Source organism: Methanococcoides burtonii DSM 6242 (assembly GCF_000013725.1).
In the GTDB taxonomy this organism is placed as follows: Archaea; Halobacteriota; Methanosarcinia; order Methanosarcinales; family Methanosarcinaceae; genus Methanococcoides; species Methanococcoides burtonii.
This window is the reverse complement of the sequence record NC_007955.1, coordinates 957,366-975,745: the sequence shown is the minus strand read 5'-3', so window position 1 is coordinate 975,745 and position 18,380 is coordinate 957,366. Positions and strand designations below refer to the sequence as shown.

At 38.5% G+C, this 18,380-nt stretch carries 16 protein-coding genes and 2 pseudogenes; 10 read left to right on the top strand and 8 right to left on the bottom strand.

Going from position 1 to position 18,380, the window contains the following annotated elements; translation table 11 throughout:
• Positions 1-73: 73 nt before the first annotated feature.
• A pseudogene (locus MBUR_RS13415) lies at positions 74-708 on the bottom strand (IS5 family transposase); the annotation flags it as partial.
• 288 nt (positions 709-996) lie between these two features.
• On the opposite strand from MBUR_RS13415, the gene trmY reads away from it, so the two are divergent.
• The 9 genes from trmY (at position 997) to MBUR_RS04620 (ending at position 10,152) form a co-directional block, all read left to right on the top strand.
• A complete protein-coding gene (trmY, locus tag MBUR_RS04660) occupies positions 997-1,605 on the top strand; it encodes a tRNA (pseudouridine(54)-N(1))-methyltransferase TrmY (RefSeq protein WP_011499007.1) in 609 nt (202 codons plus the stop codon).
• A 23-nt stretch (positions 1,606-1,628) separates the two neighbouring features.
• Positions 1,629-2,921, top strand: coding sequence for a tRNA pseudouridine(54/55) synthase Pus10 (locus tag MBUR_RS04655; protein WP_048063246.1), 1,293 nt, complete (start codon positions 1,629-1,631; stop codon positions 2,919-2,921).
• Positions 2,922-2,986: 65 nt separating this feature from the next.
• The gene (locus MBUR_RS04650) at positions 2,987-3,280 is read left to right on the top strand and encodes a 50S ribosomal protein L21e (RefSeq protein WP_011499005.1); all 294 of its coding nucleotides are present in this window, start codon (positions 2,987-2,989) and stop codon (positions 3,278-3,280) included.
• A gap of 150 nt (positions 3,281-3,430) precedes the next feature.
• Complete coding sequence (locus MBUR_RS04645; RefSeq protein ID WP_048063533.1) at positions 3,431-3,784, top strand: RNA polymerase Rpb4 family protein; 354 nt, start codon at positions 3,431-3,433, stop codon at positions 3,782-3,784.
• 78 nt (positions 3,785-3,862) lie between these two features.
• Positions 3,863-4,459 (top strand): DUF655 domain-containing protein, encoded by a 597-nt coding sequence (locus tag MBUR_RS04640; protein ID WP_011499003.1) that lies wholly within the window; start codon positions 3,863-3,865, stop codon positions 4,457-4,459.
• An 18-nt stretch (positions 4,460-4,477) separates the two neighbouring features.
• Positions 4,478-5,290 (top strand): 16S rRNA (adenine(1518)-N(6)/adenine(1519)-N(6))-dimethyltransferase RsmA, encoded by an 813-nt coding sequence (rsmA, locus tag MBUR_RS04635; RefSeq protein WP_011499002.1) that lies wholly within the window; start codon positions 4,478-4,480, stop codon positions 5,288-5,290.
• Between the two features lie 4 nt (positions 5,291-5,294).
• Positions 5,295-5,903 (top strand): HemK2/MTQ2 family protein methyltransferase, encoded by a 609-nt coding sequence (locus tag MBUR_RS04630; RefSeq protein ID WP_011499001.1) that lies wholly within the window; start codon positions 5,295-5,297, stop codon positions 5,901-5,903.
• A gap of 150 nt (positions 5,904-6,053) precedes the next feature.
• Positions 6,054-7,979 (top strand): hydantoinase/oxoprolinase family protein, encoded by a 1,926-nt coding sequence (locus tag MBUR_RS04625; protein ID WP_011499000.1) that lies wholly within the window; start codon positions 6,054-6,056, stop codon positions 7,977-7,979.
• Positions 7,980-8,220: 241 nt separating this feature from the next.
• Complete coding sequence (locus MBUR_RS04620; RefSeq protein ID WP_011498999.1) at positions 8,221-10,152, top strand: hydantoinase/oxoprolinase N-terminal domain-containing protein; 1,932 nt, start codon at positions 8,221-8,223, stop codon at positions 10,150-10,152.
• Between the two features lie 779 nt (positions 10,153-10,931).
• Here MBUR_RS04620 and MBUR_RS04615 read toward each other — a convergent pair.
• From MBUR_RS04615 to MBUR_RS04600, 5 genes and pseudogenes are all read right to left on the bottom strand, one after another.
• Positions 10,932-11,769: pseudogene (locus MBUR_RS04615) on the bottom strand (ISH3 family transposase); the annotation flags it as partial.
• Complete coding sequence (locus MBUR_RS13790; protein WP_157196648.1) at positions 11,769-11,909, bottom strand: hypothetical protein; 141 nt, start codon at positions 11,907-11,909, stop codon at positions 11,769-11,771. The gene MBUR_RS13790 and the pseudogene MBUR_RS04615, both read right to left, overlap by 1 nt.
• A 288-nt stretch (positions 11,910-12,197) precedes the next feature.
• Positions 12,198-12,887 (bottom strand): ABC transporter ATP-binding protein, encoded by a 690-nt coding sequence (locus tag MBUR_RS04610; RefSeq protein WP_011498997.1) that lies wholly within the window; start codon positions 12,885-12,887, stop codon positions 12,198-12,200.
• Positions 12,888-12,889: 2 nt separating this feature from the next.
• Positions 12,890-14,092 carry an ABC transporter permease gene (locus tag MBUR_RS04605; RefSeq protein WP_011498996.1) on the bottom strand — a complete coding sequence of 401 codons (1,203 nt, stop codon included), beginning with the start codon at positions 14,090-14,092 and terminating at the stop codon, positions 12,890-12,892.
• On the bottom strand, positions 14,082-15,251 hold the full coding sequence (locus tag MBUR_RS04600; RefSeq protein WP_011498995.1) for a COG1361 S-layer family protein: 1,170 nt from the start codon (positions 15,249-15,251) through the stop codon (positions 14,082-14,084). The genes MBUR_RS04605 and MBUR_RS04600 overlap by 11 nt, the downstream gene beginning before the upstream one ends.
• A 1,113-nt stretch (positions 15,252-16,364) precedes the next feature.
• Here MBUR_RS04600 and MBUR_RS04595 point away from each other — a divergent pair.
• A complete protein-coding gene (locus tag MBUR_RS04595) occupies positions 16,365-17,363 on the top strand; it encodes an ISH3 family transposase (protein WP_011498994.1) in 999 nt (332 codons plus the stop codon).
• Positions 17,364-17,374: 11 nt separating this feature from the next.
• Here MBUR_RS04595 and MBUR_RS14620 read toward each other — a convergent pair whose 3' ends face one another.
• Together MBUR_RS14620 and MBUR_RS14355 are read right to left on the bottom strand one after the other, a co-directional pair.
• Positions 17,375-17,584 (bottom strand): hypothetical protein, encoded by a 210-nt coding sequence (locus MBUR_RS14620; RefSeq protein WP_332244244.1) that lies wholly within the window; start codon positions 17,582-17,584, stop codon positions 17,375-17,377.
• 265 nt (positions 17,585-17,849) lie between these two features.
• The gene (locus MBUR_RS14355; protein ID WP_232222068.1) at positions 17,850-18,308 is read right to left on the bottom strand and encodes a hypothetical protein; all 459 of its coding nucleotides are present in this window, start codon (positions 18,306-18,308) and stop codon (positions 17,850-17,852) included.
• Between the last annotated feature and the right edge of the window lie 72 nt (positions 18,309-18,380).

The window sequence follows — 18,380 nt, the reverse complement described above, 5'->3', positions numbered from 1 at the left end:
TAGCTAAGATAAGATCTAATAAATTGATTATATTATCTTTTTTCGAAATATTACTAAACAAAAGGCAGAAGGGCTTTGTAGAAATCCTCATCCAAACTAAAAACACAGTTTTGATAAATTTGTCAATATTGTGTAATATCACTTTGAACTTTACTTCTTTTACTTGATTTCTGTACTTTCTCGCACGTAAGTTTTCTCCATACTTTCTTTTCAAAACGAGAACATCGTTTCACTCAAATTTCGCATAGAGTATATCTCACTATCGAATTCCTGTAACATTTTCTTTCGATATCTCCCTTTGATTCGCTTTCGTTCACGTTGTCTCAATGGAACAATTGCTATTGATCCAAGTTATTCCATCGTCAATTCGTGTATGTTTTCAGAATCATAGGCTATATCCATCACATAATATCTGGATCTCCTATTGCGATGATATTGTGATAGCAATGTCTTTGCATGTTTTGCATCATGAACTGTTTTTCCAGAAATCTTGTAAACAGTAATCACAAATTTACTAACATCAACTGAAATGCTAGTCTTCACATAACTTCGCCAAGAATAATAGTTACTACAATAACCATTTGTGAATCCAGTGGAATCAATTGCAGTAATATCAATTGAGTCTCTATTTTTATAAAATAAGTCAAGTGTTTTCTTAAATATGGTGTCCTAAACAACAGAATATGTACGAGTAACAAATTTTTGAAGTTTGTTGGAGAACAATCGCAGGAAACGTCTTATTATAAAAGAAGTGGCTTAGTTGAAGTTAGAAAAGAGGATTTCTACAGAGCCGAAATAATGAATGCTTTTAATTCATGTTAATTGTCAGCATTCAATATTGATCAGAGTAGATATGTTTTTATTCTATATTCTTTATTATGAACCATTCCACAGTACAAATTAACTAAATAAAAAAAGGCTTTGTGTTATCCAAGGGTGCATTTAATCTAATAACACATGGTAATCACCAAAAAACAAGACAGGATACTGAAGAAAATGCGAAATTTTGTGATAATTGCTCATAAGGCTTTGACAACAGGTGACTTTTCCCTGAATGACCTCCCTGGTTCAGCAGGACGCATGGATATTCTTTGCAGGTGCATCAATTCATGCCTGTTCCTTTCACATGACCTTAGGCGGGATGTTCAGGTACATCTGTTACTTCTTGGAGAACCGGAGCCCGGAAAGATCATACGCTTTGACAGTGAGCATGTCAGATATCTCAATCCGGATGAAAGGAGTGCCGGCTCACTTATCAAGAAAGCATTACAGAAGACTGCCGGGGAATATGAAGTACGCTCAACTCCGGGTGTTTTCATCAGAAGCGGGAATCTTGGGACGTTGCTTAATGAGTTCAAAGATGCAGGACGCAGGCTCATTTATCTGCATGAAGATGGTGAGGATATCCGCGAGCTTTCTGACCTTACGAACAATGCTGTTTTCATTCTTGGTGACCATATGGGAGTTACCGAAGAGGAAGAGCAGCTAATAAAAGAACATGAAGCTAAGACCATCTCTCTTGGTCCGATACCGCTACATGCCGACCATTGTATCATACTTATCAATAACGAGATAGACCGGAATTTGTCAGGTAAATCCCAGTAAAACAGGAAGAAGGAAGTGATCAGTTGAACGTGCTCGATATTGCAAAAAAGATCGTCCGTGAAGGACCGATATGTGACCATTGTATGGGAAGACAGTTCGCAAAACTCTCTACCGGACTTACCAATGACAAACGAGGGAGTGCAATCAAGCTCGCCCTTGCTATGGAAGGAGACCGCATTAACAAGGACGAAGGTGACAAGGAGATTCTGGAAGACCTTAGCCCTTCAAGTGTGAATGCACGCAAATCCCTTAGACTTAAAGGCGAAGGCGAAAAATGCTGGGTGTGCCTTGGTCTTTTCGAAAAGCTTGACACATGGGCGGAAAGAGCAGAGACTGCATTGAAGGACTATGAGCATTCCACTTTCCTTGTCGGAACGAAGATGAGCGGGCTTTTGAGCGAAAACGAGGAGATCATCTGGACCGAATCCGGGACCACCTATGCGGAACAGTTCAAATCCGAGATGAACCGTGAGGTTGGAAAGCTCATTGCAGAGAGGACTGGCAAAGAGGTCGAACTCGAAAATCCAGACATTCTTGTAACGCTGGATCTTGCCGAAGAAACAGTTCATTTGCAGGTGCGTTCGATCTATATTCTCGGCAGGTACCGGAAAATGGTGCGTACCATCCCACAGACACGCTGGCCATGCCGGACATGCAGAGGAAGGGGGTGTGAGACCTGTAACTTCACAGGAAAGCAATATCCCGAATCTGTTGATGAACTTATCAAGGACCCTGTCGTGGAAGCTCTTAAGTCAAAGGATACGAAGTTCCATGGGGCAGGGCGTGAGGATATCGATGCCCGGATGCTCGGATCCGGTAGGCCGTTCGTGGTCGAAGCGGTTGAACCCATGCTGCGCACATGCGATCTTGCAAAGGTTGAAAAAGAGATAAATGAGCGTGCAGGTGGAAAGATCGAGGTGGAAGGGTTAACATTCACCCCAAAGGCCACTGTTGAGACCCTTAAGACTGTAAAGGCGGATAAGGTTTATAAACTTAAAGTTACATTTAAAGAGCAAATTCCAGAGGATAAACTCCGGTCTACCATCAATGAACTTATTGGTGTGCAGATCCAACAGAGAACACCACAGCGTGTTTCACACAGAAGGGCCGATCTGGTTCGTAAGCGAACTGTTCACGACATGAAGCTTAACGAATTAACAGATGACTACGCAATGCTCGAAGTTCATTGTGAAGGTGGCCTGTATGTAAAGGAACTGATATCCAGTGACGAAGGAAGGACCATACCAAGCCTTACAGGGCTTCTCGGTTCACAGGCTTTCGTTACAGAACTGGATGTTGTCGGGGTCGACATATAAGTTGCCCTAATATCAAATTTATCAAATACAGGTCTATCCATGACCTGAAATAACGGAGGAAAACAATGCCAACATCACACGGTGAACGTAGCTGTACTAGGTACAAATTGAAGAAGACAGTAAGGGAACGAGGTCTCTCCCCTATAAGCAAGGCAATTCAGGATTTCGAAGAAGGCCAGATGGTCCACATCGATATCGATCCAAGCGTACAGAAAGGAATGCCAAACGCAAAGTTCCAGGGCAAGACCGGCAAAGTACTTGGAAAGCGCGGAAGGGCTTATCTTTTACAGGTAACAGATGGAAACTCTAAGAAAGAGGTCATCTCCCTGTCACAGCACTTGAAACCACAGAAATACTAAACTCAACACCCAGGCTAGTAATAGCCTGGAAGTGACCTTTTATTATCGATAATTATATCTGTACGGAAGTCCATCTGGCAGATAGCATCTGCTATTGCATTAGCAGGTGGAAAGATGTTAAACATATCTAATTCCAAAGAGTGTATTTTAATGATTGTCAAACACATTCAGAGCGAAGAATTATTGACCGTTCCTGAGGTCAAGGAAATACTTAACAAAATTATGGAAGAGCGCGTGGCACGTGAAGAAGAGCTTGGATATGAACTTCGCAAAGCTATCAACCATGCAGACATGTTTGCAAAGATGGATGCAAGCAGATCCAGAGAACTTGTTGGCAAGCTCCTTGAGATGGGGAAAATGAAGCCTGAGATCGCAATACACATTGCTGACATTGCTCCTCTGACAAGAGATGAGCTCAGGACACTCTATGCAAAAGAGAGATTTACATTGACCGAAGAAGAGCTGGACGCAATATTAGATCTTGTGCTCGAGGCAATGGAATAAATTTACATCTAATACTTTACTTTTTTGATGCAAACAGTTAGTTTTCAACATTAATCCATAACATACTGGAGGATATCTATGAGTAAGAGGGGAACGTTGCCTGAGAAAGAGGATTATGCATGGGTTCTTGACTACCTGCCATACGGAAGCAATACTGACAAACGTCCAGCATATCAAAAGAAACCTCTTGTACAGGCAATTGGTGACAAACACTTCGCTCTTGTGGAACTGGTTCCAAAAGAAGGGGTCTCCCCTGAGATCCAGTCAAAGGTCTATATCGGCGATGGGGATCGGGATGTCATTGATCACGTTAAGCACAGGGTCCACTTTGATGATCTAAGCCATGGAGCACAGCTCGAACTGCCTTTTGTTCTTGAGATATGTGTCAAAGATCGAGAAGAAAAATTCGTTAAATTCTTCAACGATGCACATCCAATAACAACAAGATTGCACATGCTTGAGCTTCTGCCTGGTATCGGAAAGAAGCTTATGTGGGCTATCATCGATGAACGCAAGAAAGGTGAGTTCAAAGATCTGCAGGATCTCCATGATCGTGTGGGTGGTGTACATATTCCGCAAAAGATCATCGTAAACCGCATACTTGAAGAGCTTAAAGATGATAATATCAAATACAGGCTCTTCACAACAGTAATGCAGCACCAAAAGCGTGACTGATAATAAGGTGTCATTAACTTGGTACGAAAAATATTACAAAAATATGGCATCCGTGGTGGATGTCATGACCAACATTTTTTGATCGATGAACGATCACTTGATTCTATTGTCGACCAAGCAGAGCTTTCTGAAAAAGATGTCGTACTGGAGATCGGAGGGGGCATAGGAAATCTTACTGAACGTCTTCTTGAAAAGGCGGGTAAGGTATACGTCATCGAACTTGACCCTGCACTTGTACATGTCCTCAAAGACCGCTTTTCTGATAATGAGAAATTAGAGATAATTCCGGGCGATGTCCTGAAATTAGATCTTCCTAAATTCAATAAGGTTGTAGCAAATCTTCCCTATTCGATATCATCTCCTATAACCTTTAAGCTCTTTAAACACGAGTTTGAATTGGGAATACTAATGTATCAGTATGAATTTGCACAGCGCATGGTGGCTAAAGCAAACACTGAAAACTACAGCAGGCTTTCAGTGAACACGCATTATTTTGCTGATGCAGATATTATCATGAAGATACCACCATCTGCATTCTCACCGCCTCCGGAGGTCTGGTCTGCCGTGGTAAAAGTAGTTCCAAGACCATCTTCTTTCCACACCGAAGACCCTCAGTTCTTCCTTGATCTGGTAACCGCAGTATTTCTCCAGCGTAGGAAAAAGCTAAGGAATGCCATTGTAAAAGGAAATCATCTGTTAAACGTTCCGAATATCAAGCAGATAGTGGCTGAACTGCCTGAAGAGTTCATGTCCAAGAGGGCTGAAAATCTTGAACCGCACGAACTGGCGGAGATCGCGAACTTTATCTTCAAAATGAGATCTACTTCCTGATAGCATGGTCACCATAACATATAGGGATGCAGACATCGAACTTGATGAGAATGTCTACGATCCTGCAGAAGATTCATACCTTCTTGCAGACGTTGCAATAGACGTGGCACAGGATGGAATGCACGTGCTAGAAGTCGGTGCAGGCACTGGTTTTGTCTCTGCGGTCCTTCAGACCAATGTGGATGTCGACCTCGTTGCCACTGAGATTAGTCCCTTTGCGGCCGAATGTGCCAAACGCAATAGTGTCGAGGTCATCCGGGCAGATATGTTTGGATGTTTCGGATCAGATACAAAGTTCGACCTAATTCTTTTTAATCCTCCCTATCTTCCTACAGCAGAAGATGAAAAGATCCCTGGCTGGCTGAACTATGCCTTCGACGGTGGTATTGATGGCCGCGAAGCGGTTGATCGATTCCTTGAAGAGTTTCCTCCCTACCTAAGTGACGGGGGAATTATCCTTGTATTGATATCATCACTTACCGGTATAGATAAAGTGAAAATGCATATGCAGGGGCGGGGGCTGGATGTCGAGGTCTGTAATATTGACCGAGATTGCTTTTTTGAAGAATTGATTGTCCTGAAAGGTACTTTTAAAGCGTCAGAGCAGCTTTAAAGTAAATAAACAGGTTTTGCACAAACATCACACAACTCTTATATACAAGCCCTGCTCATCTTATCTTAAGAAGAAGGTAGTTCTCAATTGATCTCCCTATCTGATATATGAATTACGATTTTAAAGAGTTGTGACAAAGGAGTGATAAGAATGCAATACAGCATGGGCATTGATGCCGGTGGGACATACACTGACTCGGTTATAATAAGGGACTCTGATGGTGAAATAGTAGATTCTAATAAAGCACTTACGACCTATCCGAACCTTCTCGAAGGCATAAAGAACTCTCTGGATGGTCTTGATCAGTCATATCTGGTAAATGTTAAGCTCGTCTCCGTATCAACGACTCTGTCAACCAACACTATTCTCGAAAGCACCGGTTATCCAGTTGCACTCATCATGGCAGGCGATTATCTCATCCCTGACACTCATTCAATTACTAATTACTTCGTTGCTGAAGGTGGCCACGGTCCTAATGGTGAAGAAACAAGTCCATTGGATATTAATGGTATCAAGGACTATGTCCTTCTGAACAAAGACAAGGTATCAGCTTTTGCGGTATCCTCATATTTTAGTATCCGTAATCCGGATCATGAACTTCAGGTAAAGGAACTGATTAAGGACCTCACGGGTCTTCCTGTAGTTTGTGGTCATGAACTTTCTCAGGACCTGGGTGCTTATAATCGTGGGATTACAGCATATCTCAATGCACAACTTATTCCAATAACAGATCATTTTATCGAGACCATTATCAATGAATTGGGACGAAGGCAGATTGAAGCAAGGGTCCTTATGCTCAAATGTGATGGTTCCGTTGTGGGTATCGATGAAGCTAAGGAAAAACCAATTGAATCTATCTTTTCCGGACCTGCTGCAAGTCTTGTAGGTGCAGCTTATTTGAGTAAGTCTGATACTTGTGCCGTGATCGATGTCGGTGGTACGAGTACGGATGTTTCAATGATAAACAATGAGCTTCCTGAACTCTGTGATGAGGGGGCCATCGTTGGTGGCTGGCAGACAAAGGTCAAAGCAATCCGTATGGAGACATCGGCTATGGGTGGTGACAGTCATATATGGATAAAGAACCAACGCCCTAACATCGGCCCTAGAAGGGTAATTCCTTTGTGTGTTGCCGCTTCAAAATATCCTGAGCTGCTTGATAAATTGAAAATGGCAAGGATTCCTTCAAGGATGCTCTTAAGTGAAAATATTCAGCCAACCAAATATTTCATCCGTACGGGAAGAGAGCCTCAGAACGAACTCAGTCACTCTGAAAAAGAGATATTTGATAAAATAGAGGATGCACCTGTATCTATCAATGAGATCTTCATAGACCGACTTCCATCACCAGTATTTCTTGACCTGTTGATACAAAAACGTCTCATACAGGGAATTGGCTTCACTCCAACAGATGCACTGCACGTTCTTGGTGAATACACCGAATGGGATTCCGAAGCTTCCAATATTGCTGCTAAGACACTTGGAAGAATGACCCATCAGGGTAAAATAGAATTTTGCCAGACAGTAAAGAAGGAAGTTGCAAAAAACATGGTCATCTATCTGATGTCCTACCTGCTTGAAAATGTACATCCGGATGAGATCCGGAAGGTAATTGAAGGAAATTATCACACAAAGTTCAAGCTCGATATCCCTGTGGTGCTTCTGGGGGGACCTGTCAGGGCATATGTGGATGATGTCAGAGAGCTACTCGATGCTGACATTATTTTGCCGGAGCATTCCGAGGTCGGAAATGCTGTCGGTGCTCTTGTAGGTAAGGGGATCAAGCGCATAGAGATCCTTATAAAGAACGTAAGGAAAAGGACTAAGGCAAACATCACGGTGTTTGCACCAGGTGAGAGAAAGGTCTTCATGACCCACCCTGAAGCTCTCGAATATGCTGATACCCTTGGTAGGGAACTGGTGCTAAGTTACATGGCCGAAGCAGGACTTAATGCAGGCGATGTACGTCTTGAAGTTACCAGGAATGACATTGCTATGCATGGTGACAGCTTGCCAATTGAGACAAAGCTCATCTTTGTAGGTATTGGCACTCCAATAAGAGAGGTCAATATCTAATTTTAATATTGGATTGGTGTTCGTTCTCATGGGCTGGATGATGTATTGGTTATAAATGTCTAATGCACTTCCTGCATTGCAGAACAAAATCCTAATGTTCATATACATTTACTTTAATCCTAAAGGCACATGAAGCGATCCACGATGGCCATTTCATAAAAACCATCATATCATCATCGTTCAACAGAATCGGATAATAACTATCCAAAATATCAAAATTTACCCATAAAGGAAGCATATTATGAAATATAGCCTTGGTATTGACGCAGGGGGAACTTATACAGATGCCGTTCTTATCAACGATGGGGATGGAAGTGTAGTCGGAGCCACAAAAGCACGTACGACCTATCCGGACTTGCTTGTGGGGATACAGAATGCTCTTGACGGGGTAGATCAGGAAATATTGCAACAGGTAAAGCTTGTTTCAGTTTCCACTACTCTTGCAACAAATACAATTCTTGAGAAAACGGGATACCCTGTGGGTTTGATACTTGTGGGCAATGCTGAGATACCCAAAAATTCCGCCATAAAATATTCCATTTCAGTAGATGGTGGTCACAGTTCCGGTGGAAATGAGACTGCGCCACTCGACATTGATTCAGTAAAGGAGTTTGTTGAAAGTGTAAAGGCAAAGGTCTCAGCTTTTGCAGTATCCTCATATTTCAGTGTGAGGAATCCGGAACATGAGCTAAAGGTAAAAGAAGTCATCACAGAGCTTACCGGAATGCCTGTCATTTGCGGACATGAGCTTTCCCAATCACTTGGTGCTTACGATAGGGGGATCACTGCATTTCTGAATGCACAGTTACTTCCTATCGCCAATCAGTTCATGAATACCGTCGTCTCGGAAATAGAACGCCGTGGAATTGATGCCAAGCTTATGATGCTCAAATGTGATGGTTCTATTGTAGGGATAACGGAAGCTCTCAAACATCCTATAGAGTCTATTTTTACTGGACCCGCAGCAAGTCTTCTTGGTGCTGCTTATTTGTCGAAGGAGCCGACCTGTGTTGTTATTGATGTAGGTGGTACAAGTACTGATGTTTCATTGATAGTTGATGGATTGCCACAGATATCAGACACCGGTGCTGTTGTAGGGGGATGGCAGACCAAGGTCGAAGCTATAAAAATGGAAACATCGGCAATGGGCGGAGATAGTCATGTATGGGTGCGTAACCATGTGATAAGTATTGGACCAAGAAGGGTAGTTCCGCTTTGTGTTGCTGCTTCAAAGTACCCGATGATCATAAAGAAGCTAAAACATGGGCAATCCGTTACACGTAATCAGCTTGGAGAAAATCTCCAGCCTACCAAGTTCTTCATCAGGACAGAACAGAAACCCATTGAGATCACACAAAGGGAAGAAGAACTTCTCAACAGGATCGGCGATGAGCCAATCCATGTAGCTGACATATATTGGGAAAGCAGGAAGATGCCTTCTCCTATGCTCCTTGATATCCTCATTCAGAAGCGGCTTATTCAGGCGATAGGATTCACTCCAACCGATGCACTGCATGCTCTTGGGGATTATGATGAATGGAATACTGAAGCAGCTATCCTGGGTGCCGAGCAGATGTGTATCTTCGCTGATATGGAAGTAAAGGATCTGTGTCTTGATATTAAGAAGAAGGTTGCAAAGAACATGGCTCTGAATTTGTTATCATACTTGATGGAAAACGTAGCTCCTGCTGAAATTGAAAAAGGTCTTGACGGTGATTATCGTGCAGGGTTCAAGACAGACGTGCCTGTGGTGCTGCTTGGTGGCCCCGTACGTGCATATACTGAAGCTATCAAGAAGTTCGTTGATGCGAATATCCTTCTGCCTGAGTATGCAGAGGTCGGCAATGCTGTGGGTGCGCTTGCAGGAAAAGGTGTGAAGAGGATCGAGATACTCATCAGGGTCACCTTCGGTGAATCGAAATACAACCTGAAACCTACTTCTATAAGTGTATTTTCACCACAGGGCAAGCATGAGATGGTAAATTATGGGGAAGCCATCCAATTTGCGGAAAAGCTTGGTAATGATCTTGTCATGCAGTACATGAAAGATGCTCAGCTTGATGATGGGGATATAAAGATCGAGGTCAGCAAGAGGGAGATAAATCCGATGAACACTGGTATCCCTCTGGAAACAAAATATGCGTTTTTGGGCATTGCTGAACTTAAAAGATAAGCCATGTCTTGAAAGCTAAAGTTGCGCGACTTTCACCTCACATGGTAATATTATATTATTAAACCATGTGAAGGGGTTAGTATGATTTACGATCTTAAACGTCAAGTTGAATGTGCTTAAGATAGGATTGAGCAACTGGGATATATGTAAACGATGGTGTTGCGACAAAGGAACTCTGCAGCATTTTGTACAAATATTTCAAAATATTGCATCTCGTCGCTGTGATTTAATTCCGAAAATAAAAAAAGTTATGGACAGCACTTGTATTTTGTAAACACTTGATGTATTAATAATCAATTCTAATATATAATTTAATATTTAGTAGGATTTATATAATAATTTGCGAAGCAATCGTTTTTGGGCACTTAAGCAATTTCATTATGATATCTCTAAGAAACATATAAGTCAAGTGCCTAACTCTAAAAATATTTATCCAAACACTTGTGACCAACTAGTTAATAAGTATACTACTTAGAAAAACACCATTTTAATGCTTTTTTTGGTAAGAGCAATGTACAAAGCATTATCGGGAATTATTCAGCAAACAAAGGTTATGATTAGACAATTTCAAAACTAAGTGATGAATTTATTAATTATTTTAATGTTCAGCATTTTACAGTGGAAGATGCTGAACAAATATTAAGTGATTTTCTTCAGATATTAGATACTGAAATTTAAAAAAATATTTCAGTAATGGAATATCTTGTAAGTATCAAGAATGATACTAACTAACTTCAGTACTTCACTAATATTAATTTCCTCCTATAATATTTCCACATTCACCTAAAACACTTAACATTTAACCTAACTTTCAACTTTCTTCTCACCCATTCCACAATTAAATGAACAAACATATCAGATTCAATCGTCTTTGGTCCTCTTTTCACTTTCATGAAATGCATTCTTTGTATTGACACCCATGCATTTTTGAAAAGAAACGATATCAACGCATAAAAATATCGTAACATAGGGTCTTTAGAACACGTTTTAGGTTTTACCACATTTCGCATCCTATAAGAGGATTCTATAGCAAACCTTTTCCTGTAAGTGTCACTGACTTTTCTTGAATCCCAATCAATCCCATAAACAACAAACCCTAGATTCTCACAACCATTCTTCCCCCTCCTTACGACAGGAGTGATATGTGGAATGTCATTTTCCTGTAAAAAAAACATCTCTGGAATAGAATTCCCTGTCCAAACAAAGAACATTGATCTTGAATTTAATCTGTTTTATCTGGTCTATAAAATATTTGAGATAATCTGTCTTGGAGTTTCCTTTTTTCACAGGAAGCACAGAAATTGTAACTCTTTCATCTTTGTCAATAATGCAAAGCGAGATGTAGGAATAGAATGAGTTCGTTGATTTTTTGGCTTGACCTCTAATCACATATCGATTATTGCTATCATCTATGCCTCCATAGTATGGATTATTCGTATAATCAATAGAAAAGTCATGCTTTTTCTTTTGTTTGAGAGTTTTAAGTGATGATTGTAAGAGTATTTTTGTATTGTGTTCAATAAGTTGATTCAACTCTATCTTTTGTAAATGGCATCTCATTGATGTTTCACAAGGAGTCTTATGATACTGTTTATGAATTGAATGAATTGAACGATTCATGTTGCCATGCCAAGAACACTGGCAAATAGATTTTTGCAATTGAGATAACCATTGATTGGAATTTGGATATTGTCGAGAAGAGGCTGTAAAGCAGTTTTGATGCAGCGAGTTGGTGTTAGTTCTAGTCGAGGTAACATGGAGGGGAAATTTAGAACCGCATATAAATGTGCCGCTTGACCTGGATTTATGGGGTTAAGCAAAAATTAGAGAACTACTGAAATTAAATTCAAGATATTAGTGCATAACCTTGACAGATACGTCCGGGTTATTTTTATTATTCAAATGAGGATTTCTACAGAGCCAATTATCTTTTATTATAAAAAATAATTTATGCGTAATAACCTTATATAAAAATCAATCATATAAGACATCTTATCTATAGATTATGCTATATCATAATCTCTAAACCCAGCATTATTGATACTTTATTTTATTTTATCTTTATCTAACAAGCCATCCTTTACCCAAATGATCCGATCTGCTTTTAGGCCTTCTTCTTCTTCGTGAGTTACCATAACTATTGTCTGACCAATTTCTTTATTGAATTTCCTAAATAGATCTATTACTTCTTTGGAAGAATCTGTGTCCAGATTAGCAGTAGGTTCATCTGCAAATAGTATTTTTGGCTCATTTACCAATGCCCTAGCTATGGACACCCTTTGCTGTTGCCCTCCTGAAAGTTCAGAAGGATAATGATCTATCCTGTTTCCTAACCCTACGGCTTCAAGGATATCTTTTGCTTTTTTTTCATACTTTTCTTTTCCCAAACCTCTAGCCATATCTGTAATATAAACATTTTCAAGAGCTGTAAGTTCGGGAATTAGATTGTATGATTGAAAAACATAACCTAATTTATCAAGTCTAAACTGTGTTTTCTTTGCATCAGAAAGATTTATGATATCATTATCATCTATGGTAATTTTTCCATTAGTTGGCGTGTCTAAAAGACCCAGTTGATGCAATAAAGTACTTTTACCACTTCCACTTGGCCCCATAATGGCTACAAACTCACCTTCATATATCTCCACACTGATATCTTTCAAAGCGTATGTTTTTACTGGACCTGTAATGTATACCCTCTCAATATTTTCAGTTTTTATTATAACACCTTTCATGCTCATCCTCCAAAAATAGCATCCAGTATATTTTCATCAGCTGCTTTCTTAGAAGGAAAAATACCTGCAACTAATGATGCTAATATGAGTGTGAAAGTTGTTGTTATGATCCTATCTTTTGTCAAAATGGGTACAACATCCCCAATAGGCATGCTTAGGGGATGAATTGACAGAATTGACAATAGCACTTGCATAAGGAGATTTCCAATTATGACACCGGTGACCCCATAAGTTAATGATTGAAGAACATATGATCCAAGAATTATCTCTTTTTTTATCCCTACAGCTTTTAATATTCCGATCTGTTTTCTTTTATTTGTTACATTTATGAAAATAATTATGTATATTGTTGCAAAAGCTGTTAGAAGTCCTATTGTTCCAGTAATTTTATTTGTTATCTGAAGACTTCCAACAAACTGATTTACAGCTCCCATCTTCGTCTGCCAATTATTTATTTGTTCAGTTACACCAAGATCAATTATCTTGGTTTTGTATTGTTCTTCCATTCCCCTCTCTGGCAGCCGTACCAATATATTGGATGCAATGTTTTCAGATGAGCCAAATATTGATTGATATTCATCGAAATTAACAATTAATTTATCATCACTAAATCTTGATCCTGTTTTATATATGCCTTTTATTTTATACTCTTTAACAACCCCATTGCTAAAACTTAAAGTAATTTTATCCCCAACATTTACATCCAGTCTTTTTTGTGTATCATCTTCTTGTGCATAAGATTTTACCAGATCTGCACCTATAAGAAGCTCATCTGAGTCTTTTTCAGAAATATATTCACCTAAAATGATACTATCCCAGTAAGCAGAAACCTTTCTTTCATTTTGAGGTTCAATAAACAGCATTGGAATGCCCATTTCTACACTTTTATGCCTTGCCACAACACTGGCATCTAATCTTCTTGAGACTCCAACTACCCCTGGGATCCTTCTTATATTTTTCATTAAATTTTCAGAATTACTTATATATGGGTGATCTTCTTGAGGCTCTATCATAAGGTGTCCCGTTTGGCCTTTGATCATCCCTTCTTCAAATTCATAACCTAATCCATCAATAATTGATGCAAAAAATGTAATTGAAAGAAAACTCATTGCCAGAACGGCAACAATGACCATGAAAGTGGTTTTACTTTTAACTAGATTTTTATATGCTAAAAATACCATCACTTTGATGTCATTATTGTTCATTTTCCGGCTCCTTCTTTTTCATGTAGCCAAAATAATAAACTATAGATACAGCTATCAATGCAAGAAATCCAAGGATCAATGCAATGTTTGTCTTTGGTCTATTTACCTCTATTTCAATCGTATTGTCGATCCGATGAGGTCCAAAATCATCATTATAAGTTATATTTATATTGAATTCTTTTGACCCCGCAGATTCAGGTGACAGATCAAAATAGAAAGGTGCATCATCATCTGATTTTAGCTGTCCGATAAATGATTTATGATTTTCATCTTCTGATATCAATTCAACGATTACGTTTTTTGCATCACCTTTGCCAGTATTCTCCACCATCCCTTGAATGTGAATCTCATCCAAAGGAGTAATCTGGCTGGGTTCTATCTTGATATTTTGAATTCCAATATCTGCTTTATTTAGTACGTTTATTCCTACATAATAACTGTCTGAATAATAATTTCCTTGTTCGTCAAGATATTCTAGATCGATGGGAAACTTGTATGAATCTGGATCAAGGCTATCCTTAACAATAAAATTACACTCGATACTTGAATTATCATTAGGTTCTACATTTTTGATTACTTTAAGATTAGATCCTAACATTAAGATATCATCAGATCTGGGAATTATTTTAATATTTTTTGCAATTCCAGTTCCAACATTTTGTACTTCTATTTGTAGTGGAAATGTTTCCCCAGGGGATAAAGTGGAATTAATGTTTGTTTTCAGAGTAAGGTCTGGCTTTCCAACTACTTTGATGTATACATTATTATCAGAAGGTTTCAGGATCACATCGTCTACATGAATCTCAAATTCAAGCTGATATATGCCTGATTTTGCATCAGTATCGACAATCAGATAATAAGTATTATCGATTGATGATCCAACACTTAATGTCCTTTTTTGATTAAAGTTATTAGATTCACTTTTAAGATAAAATGGATAATTAGCATCTAATTTTACTACAAAGTCGTCTATTGTCTGAACCCCTTCATTGCTAATTCTTATCTTAACAGTAACATCATTTCCAGGTTCTACCAATTGAGGTGTTGTTTCTAAAGTGGTGACCACAATGCCATTAACACTCGATGAACTAGCCAGAGGTATGGTAGTTAATACTAAAATAACACTGAGCAAAATTATAGCTTTCAAGACAATTTTCATAAAACTCCCCACATATAGTTGAATTTTGGTATTGATAATATTTATGTAAGTCACTTGAAATTACAGAAGTATAATCGGAATATTTGTTCACATCTACATTATGTGAATCTCTCTTTACGGGCACCGATCTTACATCTATTATATTCATATTCTCAACATTCAAATTAAAAATATGAAATTCAAGTACCATATATAATTCTATTATCTACAAAGCTTTATTAAGTAGCCAGTTTCTATATGGATACTTCTTTAAATAGAAATGTTTAATCTCAAATAAATAATTTTCTTTAACCTTATGTGAGTAATTTTACAACTATACAAAAAATATTTTTAATCCAGGATGATTCTCCTACACGATGCTTTGATTGTGATCCTGGATTCCGAATTGAGACTTCTGTTTTGCTGTCAGTGAGGTGTTGAGCGTAGCGGATCATCTCGTTTCGAACTCAATAAACATGATTTAGGTGTGTTATCTCCTCGGGCTCACAGGTTTATTTTCTTCTTCTCCTGACAACGATTTATGATTTAACGTTCGTTGTTTTTTGGTGCCATCGAAGTGCTAGGTAGAGTGATTAACATCGCCCTGCGCAATGGAGGATTTAGCTGGATCTGCGAGAGTGGTGGACTTGATTGATTGCGATTTCTGCAAGAGTGATAGTTGGGTTTCCAAGGATCGAAGTCTTGATTCGATATATGATGTAGGTTGTATAACTTCTAGGGTGGGGGTTAATTAATCATCCAAGGAGATCACAAACAAAGGTTTGCCGTTGTTGTCGATTTTGAAAATTTGAGCGGTTTCGTCTACTAGATATGCATGTGGCTGTGGTAGTCGAACCAAAGGGTATTCTATGTTTTTCTAGTCGAAACCTTGTGATTTATGATATCGATGTATCTCATGGTAACCAGATCTTAATAGAATTTAATGTTGTATAATTTTAGGCTCTGTAGAAAACCTATCAAAATCAACATAGATAGACTGGAATTGGAATTATATTCCAACAGCGTGCCATAGATTCCATAATCGTTTCAAATTCAGTAGTTCTCTAATTTTGGCATAATCCACTAAATCCAGGTCAAGCGGCACATTTATATGCGGTTCTAAATTTCCCCTCCATGTTATCACGACTAGAATTAACACCTGCTCACTGTATCAAAACTGTTCTACCACCACTTCTGGACAACATCCCTATTTCAATAAATGGATCACTCACTCCTAAAGACCTCTTCATTAATATTCTCGGAATGTCTACCGATAAACTTTCAATCCATTCGATTGGTAAACAATATCATAAGACTCCTTGTGAAACATCAATGAGATGCCATTTACAAAAGATTGAGTTGAATCAACTTATTGAACACAATACAAAAATACTCTTACAATCATCCCACGAAACCCTTGATTCAAATAAAAAGTATGATTTTGCCATCGATTATACAAATGATCCATACTATGGAGAAGTGAATGCTACCAATGAGAACTATGTGATTCGAGGACAAGCTAAGAAATCAACAAACTCATTCTGCTCTTATATTTCTCTTTGCATCATAAACAAATACACAAGATTTACAATTTCCATGTTACCTGTAGAAAAAGGCAAAACAAAAACAGATTATCTGAAATATTTCATAGATCAAGTTGATAAAATCAATCTCAAAATAAATATTCTTTGTTTGGACAGAGAATTCTATTCCAGAGATGTTTTTACATTTTTGCAGGAGAATGACATTCCACATATCACTCCTGTCGTAAGGAGAGGGAAGAATGGTTGTGAGAATCTAGGGTTTGTTGTTTATGGAATTGATTGGGAACCCGGAAAGATTAGTACGATCTACAGGAAGCGATTTGCGATTGAATCATCATATCGAATGCGGAATGTGGTGAAACCGAAAACATCCTCAAGAAATCCAATGCTACGATATTTCTATGCGTTGATATCATTTATGTTGAAAAATGCATGGGTATCAATCCAGAGAATGCATTTTATGAAGGTGAAAAGGGGACCGAAAACAATAGAGGAAGATGTTTTCAGATTTGATTTATTTGTTCACTTTGTTGAGGAATGGGTGAGAAAAAGGTTGAAAGTGAAGTTAGTAGTGAAATGTTATAGGTGAGATTGTATGATTTATTTAGTGGAGGGAATATTAGTGAAGTACTGAAATTGTTCTTTTTGAAGCTTCTCTGAGAAATAAAAATAGTTCACACTACTCAGTTTAGTTCTTTTAATCCCATAAACTCCGTTTTCTGGATCAATTAGCTCAGGACAATATTCATCAAAATTTTCAATGATCTTATCATCGCTCTTATTGAGTTTTTTTGCAGTCATGTACTGCATTTCATCTGCCCTGACGAATGCAACATTTGTTATGCTGTTTGCACCCTTGTCAAATACAACAAGGGAACCTTTCCGAAGTCTCTTGTTAACCTGATGATATGTCTTCTTAAAATGAGTCTGATCATTCAGGTTACCTTTCTCTACAGTGAATTGGAAGATTAATGGAATCAGCGAGTTCGCTGATCCCTATGGTTATTTGCTTCTTATCAGGTCTATGATCACGACTATAACCATATTGTTGCAGATTAGAAATCTGCAACTCCTGTTAAATCTTTGATTTAACACGATTACCAAGTGGAGCTTTATCGCCATGAAGAACAACACTGGTCCAATCCATATTTATGTTGGTATGTTCGAAATCATACCTTTTGAACAGGCTATCCTGGATATCTGAAATGATCTCATCTCGATTTGCACTAATCGTTTCAAGAACTCGATAAAGAGTTCTTTCACTGAATTGATCAAGATCAAATAGTTCAAGCACCTCATCATTATTTATCCATTCATGTGCTTTTTTGATGCTAAAATTATCTGTGAGCTTATAGCTCACAAGAGCTTTCAATAATCTATTGATGTCAATGCCATGCTTTTTGTGTTTACCAAAGACAGTAAGAAAATCAAGGGCATCATAGAGTTTTTCAACGGTCAGGATAGTTCCAATCGGAAAGGATATATTGGTGTTAGGCACTATTTCGTATGTTCTTAGTTTTGTTTGTTTTGTCACGATTCAAATAAACTAAGATCACTTATATTAATTTTGACTGTCAAACTTGGGATTCAAATGAGGTTTTCTACA